We start from the raw sequence: 17,527 nt of genomic DNA, 5'->3' as shown, positions 1-17,527 counted from the left end.
ACTGCTCTCTAAATCGATAATTACATACCCATATGGGGGTATTTTGTTCAATTTTTTGCCATTAATCTAGATCTACTCAATACCTATATAAAGATAACAACTTAGGATTAGTGAACCATGATGCAGACTCGACTACCCGATCTGGCCACTCCAGATGTTCACCTTACTCAGCTGGGTGAGGGTGCTTTTACCCTTGAATCCAAGCAAATTTTAAAGCCTTACCAACGGTGCGTAAGTGAGTGGTTAGAGCATTGGGCACAACATAAGCCTGACCATGTTTTTCTTGGTCAAAAACATGGGGATGAGTGGTGTAAGCTAACCTACAGTGAAGCGCGTTTTAGGGTTGGTCGCATTGCTCAGGGGCTTCTAGATCTTGGTCTAAATTCTAAAAAACCAGTTGTTATTCTTTCAGAAAACTCTATAGACCATGCGCTTATCTCTCTAGCAGCAATGCATGTTGGAATTCCGGTCGCGACGGTCTCTTCTGCATACTCCACATTGGACGAATCCTGCGAACGCCTTAATGGCATTATTGAAACACTAGAGCCAGGTTTAGTCTTTGCCGAAAACGGTATGCGCTATGGTAATGCGCTAAATAAGATTCAATTCGATGGCCCCTGCTTAGTTTCGACAGATCCACAGGTTGCGAATGTAAGCTTGCTTAGTTCCATTGAAACGGATGAGTCAGCTGAAGTAGCAAATGCTTTCGCTATAGTTACACCTGATACCCATGCCCGTTATCTTCTCACCTCGGGTTCGACAGGTACTCCTAAGGTTGTGATTAATACCCACAGAATGCTCTGTGCGAATCAGCAGCAGATTGCGCAGGTATGGCCATTTGTTGAGAAAACTGAGCTGGTAGTTGTTGACTGGCTCCCTTGGTCCCACACCTTCGGTGCTAACCATAATTTCAATCTCATTCTGCGCAATGGCGGCACTATGTACATCGATGATGGCCGACCTATGCCGGGTGCGATTGAGAAAACCATTGCGAATATAAAAGAGCTTCGTCCGAATCTTATTTTCAATGTGCCACGCGGTTTCGAAGTTCTAGTCAGTTACATGGAGCGAGATGAGGAGCTACGAGAGGCCTTTTTTAAGGGTCTGATTCTTGTCTTCTACGCTGGTGCTGCGTTGCCGATGGCGACCTGGAATCGAATGCGCGAAATGGCGTTTGATGTTCGAGGTGATCTACCCTTCTTTACCTCATCTTGGGGTTCTACAGAGACAGCGCCTGCCATCACAAACATTCACTTTGAGATGGATAAGACGGCCAATTTAGGCTCGCCTCTACCTGGTTTGAGTATTAAATTTGTCCCTTCTGGCGATAAGTTGGAGCTCCGTGTAAAAGGTCCTTCGATCTTCCCTGGCTATCGTAACAATCCTGAGAAGACAGCTGACGCCTTTGATGAAGAGGGTTACTACAAGATTGAAGATGCCGGTAAGTTGATCGATGAGTCGCATCCTGAAAAAGGTATCGCCTTCAATGGGCGAGTGTCAGAGGATTTTAAACTTACAACGGGTACTTGGGTCTCAGTCGGCACACTGCGTACTAACCTAGTAAGTAGTTTCACCCCTTACGCGCAGGACTTTGTTATCTGTGGTCACAATCAAGATGAGGTGGGTGCGCTTATGTTCCCAACACCTGCTCTGAAAGAGTTGGCGGGAGATGGTGCAGATTCTTTGCCGCCACATCGTTGGATAGAGATAGCCTCGGTTCGAGATGAATTAGAGAAGCGGATGCGCAGCTTTAAAGAGGAGTATCCAGGCTCTTCTCAGCATATCCGAGTGTTACGTCTTTTAGATACACCACCGAATATGGCAGCGGGTGAAATCACTGATAAGGGGTATCTAAATCAGCGCACCTCTCTTCTGACCCGTGCGGATCAGGTTGCGTCACTCTTTGATCAAAACTGTGAAGCTGTTATTAGAATTTAGGCCCCCCCATTGCTAGAATCCCTTTCTAACTCAATTTGAAAGGGGTTCTAATCACTCCGCAAATAGCTCAAAAATGGTGTTCCGTAACCAGATGTTTCCTTCATCTCTGTGCATTCTGCGGTGCCAGAACTGGTTGATCTGAGCCGGTGAGATATCGACGGGGTGGGGGTGGATGGTCAATCCAAGTACCTCTGCAGTTTGCAGTGCTAGTTTCTCTGTTACGGTAGCAACCAAGTCTGTTTCAGCTACGATGTAAGGTGCTGACATAAAGTGTGGCAGTCGTAGCGGCACTATACGAGCTACACCACTGCGTTTTAACTGCCTCTCTACATGACCGTGGCCAGTATCCTTTGCTTCTATAACAATATGTTCAGCTTGGGAAAAACGCTCTAATGAGAGAGCTTCTCCTGCGAGTGGGTGCTCTTTACGCATCAGGCAGACGTAGTTTTGTTCAAACAGTCTGCGTTGATAAAAGCCTGCTTCTAACTGGGGTAGTAGACCAATAGCGAGGTCTACGTTTCCGCTCTCCATATCCTCTTTTAGTGAGAGCTCCGAGTTGCGTACAGTGGTGATTGAGATTCCCGGTGCATGTTCAGCAAGATGTAACATGAGCCTTGGGAACATATACATCTCCCCTAGGTCGGTCATCGCGACACGAAAGGTGCGTTGACTTTTAGTCGGGTTGAACTCGGTTTTTACATTCAAAGAGCTCTGCAGGTTATCGAGAGTAATCGAGATGCTCTCTGCTATTTGTTCAGCATAGGGCGTCGGTGACATGCCACGTGCGGTTCGTTCAAATAGCTCGTCTCCAAGTGTTACTCGCAATCGCTTTAAAGCATTGCTGACAGCAGGTTGTGACAATCCCATTAACTCCGCCACTGCACCCGTCTTGCGTTCACGATACATAAGGTGGAAAACAAGTAACAAATTGAGATCGAGATCTTGAAGTTTAATCATTAATTATTAATTCTGTGAATAGTATTTATAAGTCTTATTTTATATCTGAATTATTAGAATGCCGCTATAGTGGCCTGATTGATCATATAAAAATAAATAATATGTGGGTTAATTATGTCTGCAAATGATCGTATTCCCCTGAAGCCTATTTGGGATCAAGAGGGGACCAGTCGTATCCCTTTTAGCGTCTACACAGATGAATCTATACATCAGCTAGAGCTAGAACGTCTCTTCTACAAAAACCACTGGTGTTATGTGGGGCTCGAAGCTGAAATCCCAGAACCAGGTGATTTCAAGCGTACAGTGATCGGTGAGCGTTCAGTGATTATGGTGCGTGACGACGATGGCGAAATTAATGTGGTCGAGAATGTCTGTGCTCACAGGGGTATGCGCTTTTGTCGCAAAAAGCATGGCAACACTAAAGAGCTCGTCTGCCCCTATCACCAGTGGAGTTACAGTCTTAAGGGTGACCTTCAGGGGGTGCCTTTCCGTCGCGGTGTCAAACAGGATGGTAAGGTCCAAGGAGGAATGCCGAAAGATTTCAAACCAGCGGATCACTCGCTGACTAAGTTGCGTGTTGCTCAGCGCGGTGGGGTTGTATTTGCCACCTTTGATCAAGAGATGGAGTCTTTCGAAGAGTTCGTTGGCCCAGAAATGCTGCACTATTTTGACCGTATGTTTAATGGTCGTAAGTTAACCCTGCTGGGCTATAACAAACAGCGTATTCCGGGAAACTGGAAGCTGATGATGGAGAATATCAAAGACCCGTACCATCCAGGTCTTTTGCACACCTGGTTTGTCACCTTTGGGCTATGGCGTGCCGATAATCGCTCCGAATTGAAAATGGATAAGCACTTCCGTCACGCCGCGATGATCTCAACGCGCGGTTCAGGTGGTAAGGATAGTCAAACCACGGATGTCAGCAGTTTTAAAGAGAATATGCAGCTGAACGATCCTCGATTTTTAGATGTTGAATTGGAGCCCTGGTGGAATGGGCCAACTGCAGTGATGATGACGCTGTTCCCGAGTGTCATCCTGCAGCAGCAGGTCAACAGTGTGAGTACGCGTCATATTCAACCCGATGGACAGGGTTCATTTGATTTCGTGTGGACCCACTTCGGTTACGAAGATGATACCCCAGAGATGACCGAGCGCCGCCTTCGTCAGGCAAACCTCTTTGGGCCTGCCGGTTTTGTGTCGGCAGATGACGGTGAAGTCATCGAATTTTCTCAAGAGGGGTTCGAGTCTAAACCCTTTCATCGAGCGCTGGCCGAGTTGGATGGTACAGAGGTTAATCAAACGACAGATCATATGGTATCTGAGACATTGATTCGCGGTATGTACGAATACTGGCGTAAGCAGATGGAGGTATGAGTATGAACAGTGAACTCTATTTAAAGTTGTCTCAGTTCTATCAAGAGTATGCTGCGGCAGTTGATGAAGAGCGATGGGATGATTGGATGGCGATGTTCAGTGATGACTGTATCTACCGTATCCAGTCACGCGAAAACTTTGAGCGAAATCTCCCTATGGCTGCTTTATCCCTTGAGGGGCAGGGGATGCTAAAAGATCGAATATACGGCATAACCGAGACAATCTTTCATGACCCGTATATGCAGAATCATGTAGTTTCTGCGCCACGTATTAAGAGTGCCACTGATAAGCTTGTCCATTCGGAGGCCAACTATGCGGTATTCCGAACTAAGATGGATGGCATTGCACAGGTCTACAATGTGGGGCGATATATCGATCAAGTCGAAGTGAGCGCTTCTGGACTCAAGTTAAAATCAAGAATCTGTCTCTTTGATAACGATATGATTCTCAACTCAATGATCTATCCGATTTAGAAGGTTGTTATGAGCGATAAGTGGATTGCTGCTGTTGCAGTTGATGCAGTAGATGAAGATGAAGTGGTTGGCGTGATAGTAGAGGGGCAGGATCTGGCCATCTACAATCTCGAGGGTGAGTTTTATGCGACGGCTAACCTCTGTAGTCATGGTCGCGTTCGTTTAAGTGATGGTTTTATCGAAGATGGTGCGATTGAGTGTCCCATCCATCAAGGTAAATTCTGTATCAAAACGGGCAAGGCGCTCTGTGCACCACTCACAACAGATATCGAGACCTACCCTCTTCGCATAGTGGGTGATCAGATCGAAGTTCAGTTAGGTTAATCTGAACGAATTTAAATGCCCTAGGAGGTAAAAGTGGAGTTATACAGTTTTTGTTTTAGCTCAACGTCGTACAGGGTGCGGATAGCGTTGGCGCTTAAAGGTCTAGATTACCAATATCGCAGTATCAATTTGCGCAAAGGTGATCAGAAAAGTGAAAGTTACACTGAGCTTAATCCTGCAAAAGGGGTTCCGCTGTTAGTGACTGATTCAGGTGAGCATATCAGCCAATCTATGGCGATTCTCAACTACCTTGAAGAGGCTTATCCAGAGCCGGCGCTGTTGCCAAAAGAGCTGATGCTGAAGACTCGTATTTTGTCGTTTTGTAACAATATTGCGTCAGACATACACCCTGTAAACAACCTGCGTATTTTAGGTTATCTCACCAACCAGTTAGGTGTCAGTGAAGAGCAGAAAAGCGATTGGTACAAACACTGGATTAAAGAGGGTATGCGTGCTGTTGAAGCGCAGCTCGTAACTAATGCGACGGGCCAATTCTGTTTTGGTAATGAGGTGACTCTTGCTGATGTTTGTCTAATTCCTCAGGTGGGTAATGCTCTGCGTTTTGGTTGTGATATGAGTGACTATCCAAGATCGATGGAGATTTACGAGCGCTGTATTGAGCTCCCTGCTTTCGTGGCTGCGGCACCAACTAATCAACCTGATTTCGCTAATCTTTAAAAGGGAGTCGATATGACACAACTCGGAACATTAGAAGAGCTACCGCAGAGCTACCGTGACGCCCTTACTGAACGCAACCTCGTGCCTTTATGGCCAGCAATGCGTTCGGTGCTCCCTTACAAAGTCCCAACCCGTGATACCTCAGTAACCAAGTGGGATTACCAAAGCCTACGTCCGCTGTTGATGCAGGCGGGTGAACTCACGCCAATTGAAAAAGCGGAGCGTCGCGTGTTGATTCTCGCGAACCCCGGGCATGGGCTAGAGAATATCCAAGCGACTCCGAGTATCTACCTAGGTATGCAGTTGATCTTGCCAGGTGAGACAGCGCCAAACCACCGTCACACCCCAAGTGCAGTTCGTGTGATTGTTGAGGGGGAGGGGGCATTCACAACCGTCGATGGTGAGCCCTGTAAAATGGAGCGCGGTGATCTGATACTCACCCCCGCGGGCAAGTGGCATGAGCATACCCATGAGGGAGATGGGCCAATCGTCTGGTTGGATGTGTTGGATTTGCCCCTTATCTATCGCTTAAACGGTTCTTGGGCGATTGAGGGTGAGTTACAAAACAGTGATAAGGTGCGGGATAAATCCTATTCAGACTACAGTGCTGCTGGTGTTGTGCCTAATATCAATTTAACTCGCGGCAGTGATAATACACCGCAACTTCGATACCCTTGGAGCAAGACGCGCGCCTGTCTTGTCGAGATGGCTGCTGACCATAGCGACGGGCTTTTGAGCATCTCATACGTAAATCCTGAAACGGGTAGAAGCATTTTTCCGAGTATCGGATTTGGTGCGATCATGTTGCGTCCAGGTGAGACCCAAACGCTTCCGAAGCGCACCACGCCTGTCATCTTTCATGTGCTTGAAGGCGAGGGAAGTATGGCGGTTGAGGGGCATCCTTCTACGGATGGAACTCCTCAGGGATTTGTTGAGAAGGATACATTGAGTGCACCGGGTTACACCCATATCACACTGACTAATCTATCTAGTAGTGAACCACTCTTTTTAATGACTGCAGATGAATCTCCTCTGCACGAATATTTAGGCATTTTTTAATTTAGGAAAGGACGCCGTCGGGCGCTAAAGGATCAATATGAGCGGAAAACTAATTTTTGAAGCTAGGCCACCAATGACAGTGGCTATCGCCAACAGCGAAGCACGTTACCCTGTTAATCGTGTCTTTTGTGTCGGTCGTAACTACCTGGCTCACGCCTCTGAAATGGGCGTTACTGTTGATAAAGCGACACAGGAGCCTTTCTACTTTATGAAAGATCCTAGTAACGTGATCGCTTCTGGTAGCACCGTTGCTTATCCTCCAATGTCGTCAAACTACCACTATGAGATGGAGTTTGTTGTAGCGATTGGTAAAGCCGGTTTTGAAGTGGCTGAAGCGGATGCAGATGAACTTATCTACGGATACGCTTGTGGTCTGGATATGACTCGCCGTGACCTTCAGTTGAAGGCACGTGAAGCTGGCCGTCCATGGGATCTAGGTAAGAACTTTGAAAAGTCAGCAGTGATCTCGCCAATAGTGACTCGTGAATCAGTGGGGACTATTAATGAGGGTGCCATTGAATTACGCGTGGATGGTGCGACTAAACAATCATCAGATCTAAATCTTTTGATTTGGAATGTTCGTGAAATTATTGCCCATCTATCTAAGTTCTATCATCTAGAGCCAGGCGACCTCATATACACTGGTACCCCTGAAGGTGTAGGTCCTGTAGTAGCAGGAGAGAAGATCGAAGGTTCGATCGCAAACGTTGGCACTATCGAGTTGACGATCGCTTAATAGGATGGCTTTATGGCACTGTATCGCAATTTTGAAACTGAAGATGAGATCAATCAGCAGTATGACCCCTTCATAGGGAGAGATCGCGCTGCAGTGCTTGAGCAGTACCAGAGCCAAAGTGCACTTACTTTGGCTCAACACCCTAATTGGAGTAGCTATAACTTTAGTGACTCTCCAGAGGCCTATTTAGATATCTACCCAGCTAATAGAGAGAATGCACCTGTGCATATCTTTATACATGGGGGCTACTGGCGTGCGTTGAGCAGCCGCGATTTTGTATTCATTGCAGAGCAGCTCGTTCCAGCTGGTGTCACTGTTGTTGCGGTCAACTACGACCTCTGTCCACAGGTGACAATGAGTGCGCTTACTAATCAAGTGAAGTCTTCAGTTGCTTGGGTAGCTAAGAATGCAGAAGCTTTGAATATCGATTCAAATAGAATAACAGTCTCTGGCCACTCAGCTGGAGGTCATTTAGTCGGGATGTTGTTGGCAACAGATTGGGCTGCAGAGTTTGGTTTGTCTGACAATCTCTTAAAAGGTGCGCTCTCTGTCAGTGGTTTGTTTGATCTAGGGCCTTTTCCTCACTCTTGGTTACAACCCGTGTTGAATCTAACCGAGCGAGAGGTTGTTGATTTGAGTCCACTCTTCTGTGAACCCAAATCTAAATGCAAAGTACTACTTCGATATGGCGGTGCAGAGCCAGGTGAGTTTGCTAGACAGTCTCAAACATATAAAGAGTATCTAACCCAACATGGATTTGAAGTTGAGTGCAGCGCAGTTTCTGGCGCAGATCACTTCTCCATTCTCGACCAATACTACCTTTCAGAAGGGAGTTTTGTTCGAGATATTCTGGCTTTTTACGCATAAAAAAACCGCCTCAATTCTCATTGAGACGGTTTTAACCGGTGGGTTTGGCTTTTAGAGGCCGAGATAGTTGTGTCTAGCCTCTTCATCAGCATCTAGCTGCTCTGAAGTGCCACTCCATACAACCTGTCCACGCTGCATAATGAAGTGAACATCAGCAAGCTTCACAAGGTCGTGAAGGTTCTTGTCGACAACAAGGATAGACATCCCCTCATTGCGAATCTCACCCAAGGCATCCCAGATTTTTTGACGGATCAGTGGGGCCAGTCCCTCGGTAGCCTCATCCAGAATAAGCAGTTTAGGGTTAGTCATCAGGGCGCGGCCGATTGCCAGCATCTGCTGCTCGCCACCAGAGAGTAGGTTGCCCATTGATGATTCACGTGTACCAAGTTCTGGGAAAAGCCCTAAAACGCGCTCAACAGTCCATGGATTGTCACGCTGCAAGTGGTTACTCGCCGTCGCGATCAAGTTCTCCATGGTGGTGAGGTTAGGGAATATCTGACGGCCTTCAGGTACGAGACCCAGCCCTAAACGGGCAATCTTAAAACTAGGGATACCAAAGATATCCTGACCTTCAAAACTGATCTTTCCCTTGCCTGGCTTTACCACACCCATAATCGAGTTTATGGTGGTGGTTTTACCCATGCCGTTACGACCCATGAGGGTAGCAACATGACCAGCTCCAATCTCTAGATCAACACCAAAGAGCGCCTGGCTGCTGCCGTAACTTGTCTCTAATCCTTCTACTCTAAGCATTGTTTACTCCTCACCTAGGTAGGCGTGTTGAACTTTCTCATCGTTGCGAATTTCATCTGGTGTGCCGGTTGCGATAACGTGTCCGTACACCAATACAGAGATACGATCGGCTAGTGCAAATACGGCATCCATGTCATGTTCAATGAGTAGAATGGTTCGTTCACCTTTGAGTGAGTTGAGTAGCTCAACCATCTGGCCTGTTTCATCAGGACCAAGGCCAGCCATAGGCTCGTCTAACAACAACAGTTCTGCATCAGCAGCCAGAGCCACCGCAAGCTCCATGTTGCGGTGCTCACCGTGCGACAGTGCAGATGTTAGCATCTGTGCTTTTTCAGCTAAGCCAACACGCTCTAGAAGCGCCATGGCGCCCTCTTGAATGTGTTTGACTGAACTTGCCGGTTTGAAGAACTTGAATGAGTGTCCATCAAGAGCCTGAATCGCAAGAGCGATGTTCTCGAGAACAGTCATCTCCATGATCAATGATGTGATCTGGTAGGTGCGGGCAATACCAATATGAGCACGTTTATGCGGCTCTAAGCGTGTAATGTCCTTGCCTTTAAAGAGGATGGTTCCGCTTGTTGGCTCTACAAATCCAGATAACTGCGATACCAGTGTTGTTTTACCGGCACCATTTGGTCCGATAATCGCATGAATTTCACCCTGCTTAAGCGTTAGGTTTAGGTCGTCAGTTGCCGTTAGACCGCCGTACTGTTTAACCAGGTTTTTAACTTCAAGAATCGCAGACATCACTTACCCCCTTTGCCTTGAAGTAGGGCAGTTAAACCACCGCGACTGTACATAACGACAAGTACCAACATAAGGCCGAAAGGTAGGTGCCAGTAAACAGTGTAGGTAGAGAGAATCTCTTCCAATACGATGAACACTGTTGCACCAAGGACTGGCCCAAAGATGGTAGCTACACCACCGAGGATGACCATAAACATCAGATTGCCAGAGCGAGACCAGTCCATCATCTCGGGGGAGATGAAGGCGGTAAAGTTACCTAGTAGTGCTCCAGCGTAACCACATATAGCCCCTGAAATAACATAGGCAACTAGGCGGTAGCGGTAGGTTGGATAGCCTAGTGAAATCATTCGAGTTTCGTTGCCTTTAGAGCCGCGCAGAACCATGCCGAAACGTGAGTTAACCATTAGGTGAACAAGCCACATAACCAGTGCGAGCGAAGCAAATGCGATCAAGAAGAACTGGATAGGATCATCTAGGGAGATCAGCGGAAACTCTGAGCGCATGTCTATGACTAGACCATCATCACCACCATATTCAGAGATAGACATCACCAGGTAGTAGATCATCTGCGCGAAAGCCATGGTGATCATGATGAAGTGGACCCCACGCACTTTTAGGCTGATGGCACCAGTAATGAGCGCAAAAAGTGCGCCAATTAAGATTGCGAGTCCAAAGTGTGCAAAGCCGTTTGTGGTGGCTACCGCATCCCAGCCGCCGTAAATCTCGTGGTAAACAGGTATGCCAACAGCATAGGCGCCAAGGCCAATAAAAGCAGCATGGCCAAATGAGATTAGGCCACCGTAACCGAGTACAAAATTAAGGCCGACTGCTGCAATCGCAAGGATGATCAGTCGAGTTGCTAGATCCAAATAAAATGGGTTGCCGGTGTAGAAGAATACCAATGGCACTACAAAGAGGAGTGCCATCATTCCCCAAGTCGTCATCCCTTTTCCTAATAGGTTGCGCATTACAAACTCCTTACTTAACGCACTTTAGGTGGGAATAGACCCGCCGGTTTGAAGTAGAGTACTAGCGCCATGATGATGTAGATCAGCATTGAAGAGATCGCTGGCGCAGAGTTCTCTGCAGCAATTGGAGACATGAACAGCGCGAAAATATCATCAAGGAAAGCACGCCCTAGGGTATCTATAACACCAATAAGAATCGCAGCGATAAATGCCCCCTTCATTGAGCCGATACCGCCGACAATGATGACCACAAATGCAGTGATGATAATATTGTTACCCATGCCGAGTGACGCTTCAGTAATAGGTGCAACAAGCATGCCTGCTAGACCGGCCAGTACTGCACCCATCGCAAATACGAGAGAGAAGAGCGTTTTAATATCTACACCCAGAGCAGAGACCATGGTGCGGTTTGAAGCACCTGCTCGGATCAGCATACCAAGGCGTGTGTAGTTCACCATCCAGAATAGGCCCGCAGCAGAGGCAAGGCCTGCAGCGATTATCAGAAGACGGAAAACTGGAATTTGAATATCAGCTGTCAGTGATACCTGTCCTTCAAGATAGTCAGGTAGCGGAACAGATATACCAGAGGCGCCCCAGATAAGGTGGGCACAGGTGTCGATGACTAGAATCGCTCCAAAGGTACCCAAAACGTGGTCAAGGTGATCACGTTGGTAGAGCTTGCGAGCCACGATTATTTCAAATAGATAACCGAAAATACCAATCAGCGGCAGGGAAACCAATAGCGCAATTGGAAAACTGTCAAAGTAAAAGGTCAGCGACGCACAGATGAAGGCTCCAAGCATGTAGAGCGAGCCATGTGCGAGGTTAACGAAATCTAGAATCCCGAAAACGAGGGTAAGGCCTGAGGCTACCAGAAACAGTAGAAGACCGAGTTGTAGCCCATTCAGTGATTGAATGACCAGTAGTGTGGTATCCACGATGCCACTCCATGAAATTTGGTAACTTGATTGAGATGAGGGGGCTGTAAAGCCCCCTCGTATGACCCGCTAAAGCTTATTTAAGCTTACACTCTGAAGCGTATGGATCCTGACCGTTTTCGTAGACCGTACCAACGATCTTAGAAGACCAAACACCGTCTGCATCAGCTACGAATTCACGTAGGTAGAGCTTCTGGATTGGGAAGTTGTTATTACCGTAAGTGTATTTGCCACGAACTGAGTCGTAGTTAACTGATTTAAGCGCAGCACGGATCTTATCTTTATCACCAGCGCCATCAGCTGCTTCTACAGCAGCAGCGATCGCTTTGATCGTGTCGTATGCCTGAGCACCGTAGTACGATGGGTAGTGTCCGTATTTCGCTTTAAAGTCAGCTACAAACTTTTTGTTAGCCGCAGTATCGATGGTTGGATCCCAGATCTGAGTCGTCTGTGAACCAAGTGCTGCAGTGAAGCCGGCGCTCTGCAGTTTTGGTAGAGAGATCGCATCGATAGTGAATGAGGTGTAAAGCGGCATAGATTCAGCAAGACCTGCCTGCTGGTACTGCTTGATGAATGCGCCTGCAGCTGCACCTGGGTAGAAGACCCAAATCGCATCTGCGCCTGAAGCTTTAGCTTTTGCTAGTTCTGCAGAGAAGTCTAGCTGTGCATCCTTACCCCATTTAGTCAGATCTTTACCAACAATCTCACCTTTGAAAGTACGCTCTACGCCAGAGACCATGTCTTTACCAGCAGCGTAGTTTGGCGCCATCATGTAAAGCTTCTTGATGCCTGCAGCGTTCATCTGGTCACCCATCGCCATAGGGCCAAGGTCGTTCTGAACGCCAACTGAGAACTGGTTCTCGTGACATAGTTTGCCTGCAGCAGGAGAAGCGCCGGCATTCGAAATAATTAGGAACTTGTCTGCATCTAGTACCGACTTACGAGAAGCCATGAGTACGTGCGACCAAATGTAACCAGCAACAAAGTCTACATTGTCCTGTTTAACAAGACGGTCAGTAACCTGCTTACCTGTTTCAGGTGCGAAACCGTCGTCAGCGAAGATAACTTCAAGGTCGTGTGAACCAGCTTTGCCGCCAAGGTGTTCAAGCGCAAGGTTTACGCCGTTTTCCATATCTTTACCGATGATTGCAGCAGGAGTGGTTAGCGTTGTTACGTAGCCAATTTTTACAGTATCAGCGAATGCTGAAGCAGATGCCATGCTTGTCGCTAGGGCAAGAGCGGTGAGTTTTTTCATCTTGTATATCCTTGTCGATGGGGTGAATGATTCCCAACGGATTTTTATTATGTTTCATAGTTCTGTTTTACGAATAAAACAGGTTGCATGTGCAATATAATGCAGATTTTTCAAACAAGCTAGTTGTTTCTGCAAAAAAATGCATCCCCTAATCCTACACGCACCAGCAAGAAAGTGAAGGTCTAATTGGCAATTATTCACCCATTTTTGCTATAAACTTTGGGATAACTAAAAGAGAGTAATCTTATATGGCCTATGACGAAAATCGAGCAGCTCGGTTCCGAGAGCTACTTCAATTCAGACCTGATATTACCGAACGAAAAATGTTTGGTGGGTTGGTTTTTATGCTCTCTGGCAACATGTTATGCGGAGTGCATTCACGAGGAGCTATGTTCCGAGTCGGTAAGGCGAGTCAGGAAGATGCCTGTCGTTTGAAGGGAGTAAAACCACTCGCTTTCACGGGGCGTCCTATGGGTGGTTTTGTTGATGTTTCTGATGATGCACTGTTTGACGATGAGCGCTTTAAATCTCTGCTAGGGATGGCGCTGACTAATACGTCGGCACTGCCCCCGAAGTAAATTTATTATTCCAACAGCAGTAACTGGCGTTTTCGTATCTCTCTACCCAGCTCAACGCCACTGAACCCCTCGGGAATCAGATCCTTGGCTTGGATTTTTGCAACTTCTTGGGCTGCTTGTTCAATCGAGTCGGATGTGATCACTTCGTTGGGGCGTAGGGCCCGTGCAATGTGAATTAAGGGTTCAATAGCTTCTGGTTGTTTGATCAGTTTAAACTCGCTAATTAGATCAAGTTTCGCTTCCGCATTGGCTTGTCTAAAGGTTTGCACTGTCGCTCCATGACGAAGCTGCGCTTTGGCTAAATCGCGATAGCGATTTGGAATACGTAGTGACTCACAAAGGTTATCCAACTCATCACTGTTTAATTCGGCTAAGTGGCAGGCGAGGGCAAACTTCTCTTCCGAGGCCTGCAGCTCTTCAGAGTTGAGTGTGATGAGTTGCTCACTAGGTATGCGACCTAATCCCTGAAGCAGGTAGAGTGCTTTGGAGGCATCTAAAGCCTCCCAAAAGGCGCTGCTTGTAATAGCAGCAAGTGCACGCTCAAACTCTTGCCAAACGCGTTCAGGCGTAAGGTGATCCAACTCTCCATCGGATGCGATTTTGCCCATTAACTCTAGCGTCTCTGGCCCTATGGTAAAGCCTAGGTGAGCGAAGCGTGCAAGAAAACGAGCAACTCTAAGTACTCTTAATGGGTCCTCTAAAAAGGCATCTGAGACGTGGCGCAGGATCCGGTTTTGAATGTCTTGTTGGCCATTGAAAGGGTCGGTGATATTGCCCTGATCATCCATCGCCATTGCGTTAATAGTTAGGTCCCGGCGGATGAGATCTTCTTCTAGAGTGACGTCTGGTGACGTGTGGAAGGTAAAGCCCTTATAGCCTCGGCCGCTCTTGCGTTCAGTGCGAGCAAGGGCGTACTCTTCATGAGTCTCTGGGTGTAGAAAAACAGGAAAGTCACTTCCAACGGGACGAAACCCCTGATTCGTCATCTCCTCGGGGGTTGCACCAACGACCACCCAGTCCCTATCCTTTACAGGTAGACCTAGGAGTTGATCGCGAACGGCACCACCGACGAGATAGATCTGCACTGTTAGCCCTTTTCGCAGTGGTCTGGAAATGCCAGCGCCCAGCGCTCGAAACCGCCGTCGATAGAGTAGACATTTTCAAAGCCACGATCACATAGGAAGGCAGCGGCAGACTGGCTGCTCATGCCGTGATAGCAGCAGACCAATACATTGGTATCAAACTCATTGCTGTCGATAAACTCTTGTAGGTTGCCATTATTAAGGTTGAATGCGCCTTTGATATGGTTGTTCGCAAAGCTCTGTGGGTCACGGATATCACAAACAGTTGCACCCGCTTCAATAAGTTCAAGTGCCTCTTTTGCAATGATGTGTTTGAACTGGCTCATAGCTCTCCTTAAATTTCTTGGCTATCAACAGAGGTTATCTGTCGATTATCTAAACATAATGCTGTTAGTTTACCGCCCCAGACACAGCCTGTATCTAGTGCGATATGATCTTTTCCCTCACGCAGCCCCAAAGCTGCCCAGTGGCCTGTGATTTGTGTGCGGGTGTTAACTTGTGTTAGAAACTCAAACCAGGGCTTAAAACCCTGAGGTTGGGTCTCTAATCCGCCGTTGGCCTCAAAGTCGAGTGTGCCATCCTCTGCAATAAAACGCATGCGGGTAAGATAGTTAGTGATGACCCTCAAACGCGTATTGCCTGCCAGATTACTGTCCCAGTTTGAGGGTAGATTGCCATACATAGCATGAAAAAAATCAACGGCATGTTCAGAGGTTAAGCACTGCTCTATCTCATTTGCGAGTTGCTTTGCTTGGCTCAGATCCCAGATGTGAGGGATGCCGGCATGTGTCATGACGAACCCCATCTCTTCACTATCAACTAGAAGTGGTTGTAACTGTAGCCAGTCGAGCAGCTCGTTGCAGTCGTCAGCCTCCATCACCTGAATGAGTGTTTTACCGAGTTTGCGCTCTACGCCTGTACGCAGTGCAAGAAGATGCAGGTCGTGGTTGCCTAAAACCACTTTTGCTTGCTCACCTAGAGATTTAACAAAGCGAAGTGTCTCAAGTGAATCAGGGCCACGGTTCACAAGATCGCCGGCTAACCAGAGAGTGTCGTCTGATGCGAAATTGATCTTTTCAAGAAGGGTGATTAATGAGCGGTAACAGCCCTGTATATCACCAATTGCATAGGTCGCCATGTTGCGCGTGTCCGTTTCAATTATCGAGACGAAGCATAGCTGAAAACGCTAGGTGATCCCAACCTTGAGTTAGAGATTAATCACCTGCAGGGGGGATTGTGCTGTCGCTAGTACACGATCGTCTTTATCGACGAGCTGTGCAGAGCAGAACATGATGTTTCGTCCCGGCTTGTCGACCTTCGCTCTTACCCAAACCTTCCCAGGATGCACCGGTTTGAAAAACTGGGTCTGCATATTCAGCGTAGCGACCGATTGGCCATCCTTAATCATTGATAGGGCGCTAAAGGCGAGTCCTGCATCCAGTGCCATAGTGACTGCTCCACCCTGTATTACATGGTTGCCCTGGCTATATTGTTCACCTAGCTCGAAGCTAAGAAGAAGGTTCCCTGCTTCAGCACTCTCAATCACCATTCCTAACTCTTGCGTGATGGGCGAGACATCTACCCTTACGCTAGTCAGTTTTCCGTTAACACATTTCGCGACAAGTACTTGCTCGTGATTGATATTCATTACAGTAGCCTTGGTATAAAAAAGGCCCCGAGTCGAATCGACAGGGGGCCTGTTGGATCTAAAAGATCTTATTTCTGGTAGTTACGGAATGCAGCAAGTGCAGCTTTCGCATCTACGCCACGATCAGATACAGATTCCATCCATTTCTGATCTAGGCCTTTCATCATGCCTTTCATGTCTGCCGCTAGCTTCTCGTAAGCGTCAACCATGTGAACTGATGTGCCAGCTTCTTTAGCATGTGCAAAGCCCACTGCATCCATATCCTGCCATAGCTTACCTTCCATGCGAGTTAGGTTCTCACCTAGTGCATTGCGGATAGCGTCAGCATCTTTAGGATCTAGGCTGTCCATGAAGTCTGGGTTAGCAACAAAGCTGAATACAGTAGTGTACAGCGCTGTTGGGAATGCAGTTAGGTGGCTAGTAACTTCAGAAAGTTTGAAGAATTTGTGCTCACCTGCTGGTAGGAACGTACCATCTACAACACCCTGCTGTAGTTTTTCGTAAGAGCTTGGAGCTGAGCCAGCAACTGGAGTTACACCTAAACGAGCAGCTAGGTCGTTAACCATACCGCCACCAAGACGGATCTTCTTATCTTTAAGATCATCTAGGCTGTTTACAGGGAATTTAGTGTGCATTACGCCTGGTGCGTGTACCCACATACCTAGTAGTTCAAGACCGTCGTACTCATTCGCTTTTGCGAAGTACTCTTGCTGTACTTTCCAAAGTGCTACAGATGCTTTTTCAGCATTTGCCATCTCACCTGGAATCTCAGCCATACCAGTTAGAGAGAAACGACCTGGTGTGTAAGCGTTAACACCCCAAGATGCATCGATGATGCCATCTTCAACTGATGAGTAAATTGTTTTTGGGTGACCCTGGAAGTTTTCGATCACTACTTTAACGCGGCCTTCAGTAGCCTCTTCAACCATCTTCTGGAAGTTAACCATGCCCACGGCGTTCTGTGGGTGAGTTGGTGGAAGCCATGTAGCAACACGCATTGTTGTTTCAGCCATAGCGCCCATTGAAATCGCTGCGCCAACAGCTGCACCAAGTAGTTTAATTTTTAGATTTGTCATTACTCTAGGTCCTCAGTTTTGAGATTATTTTTATCGTGTCACTAGTAGAAGCAAACTGGACGTCAACTTCTACCAT

At 47.3% G+C, this 17,527-nt stretch carries 20 protein-coding genes; 9 read left to right on the top strand and 11 right to left on the bottom strand.

Annotation, left to right across the window (positions count from 1 at the left end; all coding sequences use genetic code 11):
- The first annotated feature begins 117 nt into the window (after positions 1-117).
- On the top strand, positions 118-1,938 hold the full coding sequence (locus HH196_RS06895) for a feruloyl-CoA synthase (protein WP_169451415.1): 1,821 nt from the start codon (positions 118-120) through the stop codon (positions 1,936-1,938).
- Positions 1,939-1,989: 51 nt separating this feature from the next.
- On the opposite strand, the gene HH196_RS06890 is transcribed toward HH196_RS06895, so the two are convergent.
- The gene (locus HH196_RS06890) at positions 1,990-2,895 is read right to left on the bottom strand and encodes a LysR family transcriptional regulator (RefSeq protein ID WP_169451414.1); all 906 of its coding nucleotides are present in this window, start codon (positions 2,893-2,895) and stop codon (positions 1,990-1,992) included.
- Between the two features lie 114 nt (positions 2,896-3,009).
- Between HH196_RS06890 and HH196_RS06885 the strand changes: the two genes are divergently transcribed.
- Genes HH196_RS06885 through HH196_RS06855 form a run of 7 tightly spaced genes read left to right on the top strand, consistent with a single transcriptional unit; the run spans position 3,010 to position 8,406 of the window.
- Complete coding sequence (locus HH196_RS06885) at positions 3,010-4,269, top strand: aromatic ring-hydroxylating dioxygenase subunit alpha (RefSeq protein WP_169451413.1); 1,260 nt, start codon at positions 3,010-3,012, stop codon at positions 4,267-4,269.
- A 2-nt stretch (positions 4,270-4,271) separates the two neighbouring features.
- Positions 4,272-4,742, top strand: a complete 471-nt coding sequence (locus HH196_RS06880; protein ID WP_169451412.1) for an aromatic-ring-hydroxylating dioxygenase subunit beta — start codon at positions 4,272-4,274, stop codon at positions 4,740-4,742.
- 9 nt (positions 4,743-4,751) lie between these two features.
- On the top strand, positions 4,752-5,066 hold the full coding sequence (locus tag HH196_RS06875) for a non-heme iron oxygenase ferredoxin subunit (protein ID WP_169451411.1): 315 nt from the start codon (positions 4,752-4,754) through the stop codon (positions 5,064-5,066).
- A 33-nt stretch (positions 5,067-5,099) separates the two neighbouring features.
- Positions 5,100-5,744: a maleylacetoacetate isomerase gene (gene maiA, locus HH196_RS06870; RefSeq protein ID WP_169451410.1), complete on the top strand. Its 645-nt coding sequence runs from the start codon at positions 5,100-5,102 to the stop codon at positions 5,742-5,744.
- A 12-nt stretch (positions 5,745-5,756) separates the two neighbouring features.
- The gene (locus HH196_RS06865) at positions 5,757-6,803 is read left to right on the top strand and encodes a cupin domain-containing protein (RefSeq protein WP_169451409.1); all 1,047 of its coding nucleotides are present in this window, start codon (positions 5,757-5,759) and stop codon (positions 6,801-6,803) included.
- 37 nt (positions 6,804-6,840) lie between these two features.
- Entirely contained in the window at positions 6,841-7,539 is a 699-nt protein-coding gene (locus HH196_RS06860) for a fumarylacetoacetate hydrolase family protein (RefSeq protein ID WP_169451408.1), read from the top strand.
- A 12-nt stretch (positions 7,540-7,551) separates the two neighbouring features.
- Entirely contained in the window at positions 7,552-8,406 is an 855-nt protein-coding gene (locus HH196_RS06855) for an alpha/beta hydrolase (protein ID WP_169451407.1), read from the top strand.
- Positions 8,407-8,457: 51 nt separating this feature from the next.
- On the opposite strand, the gene HH196_RS06850 is transcribed toward HH196_RS06855, so the two are convergent.
- The 5 genes from HH196_RS06850 to HH196_RS06830 all read right to left on the bottom strand — a co-directional run bounded on the left by HH196_RS06850 (position 8,458) and on the right by HH196_RS06830 (position 13,067).
- Positions 8,458-9,159, bottom strand: coding sequence for an ABC transporter ATP-binding protein (locus HH196_RS06850; RefSeq protein WP_169451406.1), 702 nt, complete (start codon positions 9,157-9,159; stop codon positions 8,458-8,460).
- A 3-nt stretch (positions 9,160-9,162) separates the two neighbouring features.
- Entirely contained in the window at positions 9,163-9,906 is a 744-nt protein-coding gene (locus tag HH196_RS06845) for an ABC transporter ATP-binding protein (RefSeq protein ID WP_248276833.1), read from the bottom strand.
- Positions 9,906-10,874: a branched-chain amino acid ABC transporter permease gene (locus HH196_RS06840; RefSeq protein ID WP_169451404.1), complete on the bottom strand. Its 969-nt coding sequence runs from the start codon at positions 10,872-10,874 to the stop codon at positions 9,906-9,908. The genes HH196_RS06845 and HH196_RS06840 overlap by 1 nt, the downstream gene beginning before the upstream one ends.
- 14 nt (positions 10,875-10,888) lie before the next feature.
- Positions 10,889-11,812, bottom strand: coding sequence for a branched-chain amino acid ABC transporter permease (locus HH196_RS06835; RefSeq protein WP_169451403.1), 924 nt, complete (start codon positions 11,810-11,812; stop codon positions 10,889-10,891).
- 76 nt (positions 11,813-11,888) lie between these two features.
- Entirely contained in the window at positions 11,889-13,067 is a 1,179-nt protein-coding gene (locus tag HH196_RS06830) for an ABC transporter substrate-binding protein (protein ID WP_211160763.1), read from the bottom strand.
- A gap of 248 nt (positions 13,068-13,315) precedes the next feature.
- Between HH196_RS06830 and HH196_RS06825 the strand changes: the two genes are divergently transcribed.
- Complete coding sequence (locus HH196_RS06825; protein ID WP_169451402.1) at positions 13,316-13,645, top strand: TfoX/Sxy family protein; 330 nt, start codon at positions 13,316-13,318, stop codon at positions 13,643-13,645.
- A 5-nt stretch (positions 13,646-13,650) separates the two neighbouring features.
- On the opposite strand, the gene HH196_RS06820 is transcribed toward HH196_RS06825, so the two are convergent.
- The 5 genes from HH196_RS06820 to HH196_RS06800 all read right to left on the bottom strand — a co-directional run bounded on the left by HH196_RS06820 (position 13,651) and on the right by HH196_RS06800 (position 17,451).
- Positions 13,651-14,730 (bottom strand): hypothetical protein, encoded by a 1,080-nt coding sequence (locus HH196_RS06820; protein WP_169451401.1) that lies wholly within the window; start codon positions 14,728-14,730, stop codon positions 13,651-13,653.
- Between the two features lie 2 nt (positions 14,731-14,732).
- Complete coding sequence (gene glpE, locus HH196_RS06815) at positions 14,733-15,053, bottom strand: thiosulfate sulfurtransferase GlpE (RefSeq protein WP_169451400.1); 321 nt, start codon at positions 15,051-15,053, stop codon at positions 14,733-14,735.
- Positions 15,054-15,061: 8 nt separating this feature from the next.
- A complete protein-coding gene (locus HH196_RS06810) occupies positions 15,062-15,865 on the bottom strand; it encodes a symmetrical bis(5'-nucleosyl)-tetraphosphatase (protein WP_169451399.1) in 804 nt (267 codons plus the stop codon).
- A gap of 69 nt (positions 15,866-15,934) precedes the next feature.
- Complete coding sequence (locus tag HH196_RS06805) at positions 15,935-16,375, bottom strand: PaaI family thioesterase (protein WP_169451398.1); 441 nt, start codon at positions 16,373-16,375, stop codon at positions 15,935-15,937.
- A gap of 68 nt (positions 16,376-16,443) precedes the next feature.
- The gene (locus HH196_RS06800; protein ID WP_169451397.1) at positions 16,444-17,451 is read right to left on the bottom strand and encodes a TRAP transporter substrate-binding protein; all 1,008 of its coding nucleotides are present in this window, start codon (positions 17,449-17,451) and stop codon (positions 16,444-16,446) included.
- Positions 17,452-17,527 lie beyond the last annotated feature (76 nt).

The organism is Marinobacterium sp. LSUCC0821 (assembly GCF_012848475.1).
Classification (GTDB): domain Bacteria; phylum Pseudomonadota; class Gammaproteobacteria; order Pseudomonadales; family Balneatricaceae; genus Marinobacterium_E.
The sequence above is the reverse complement of the archived record's forward strand: the minus strand, read 5'-3'. Positions and strand labels throughout refer to the sequence as shown.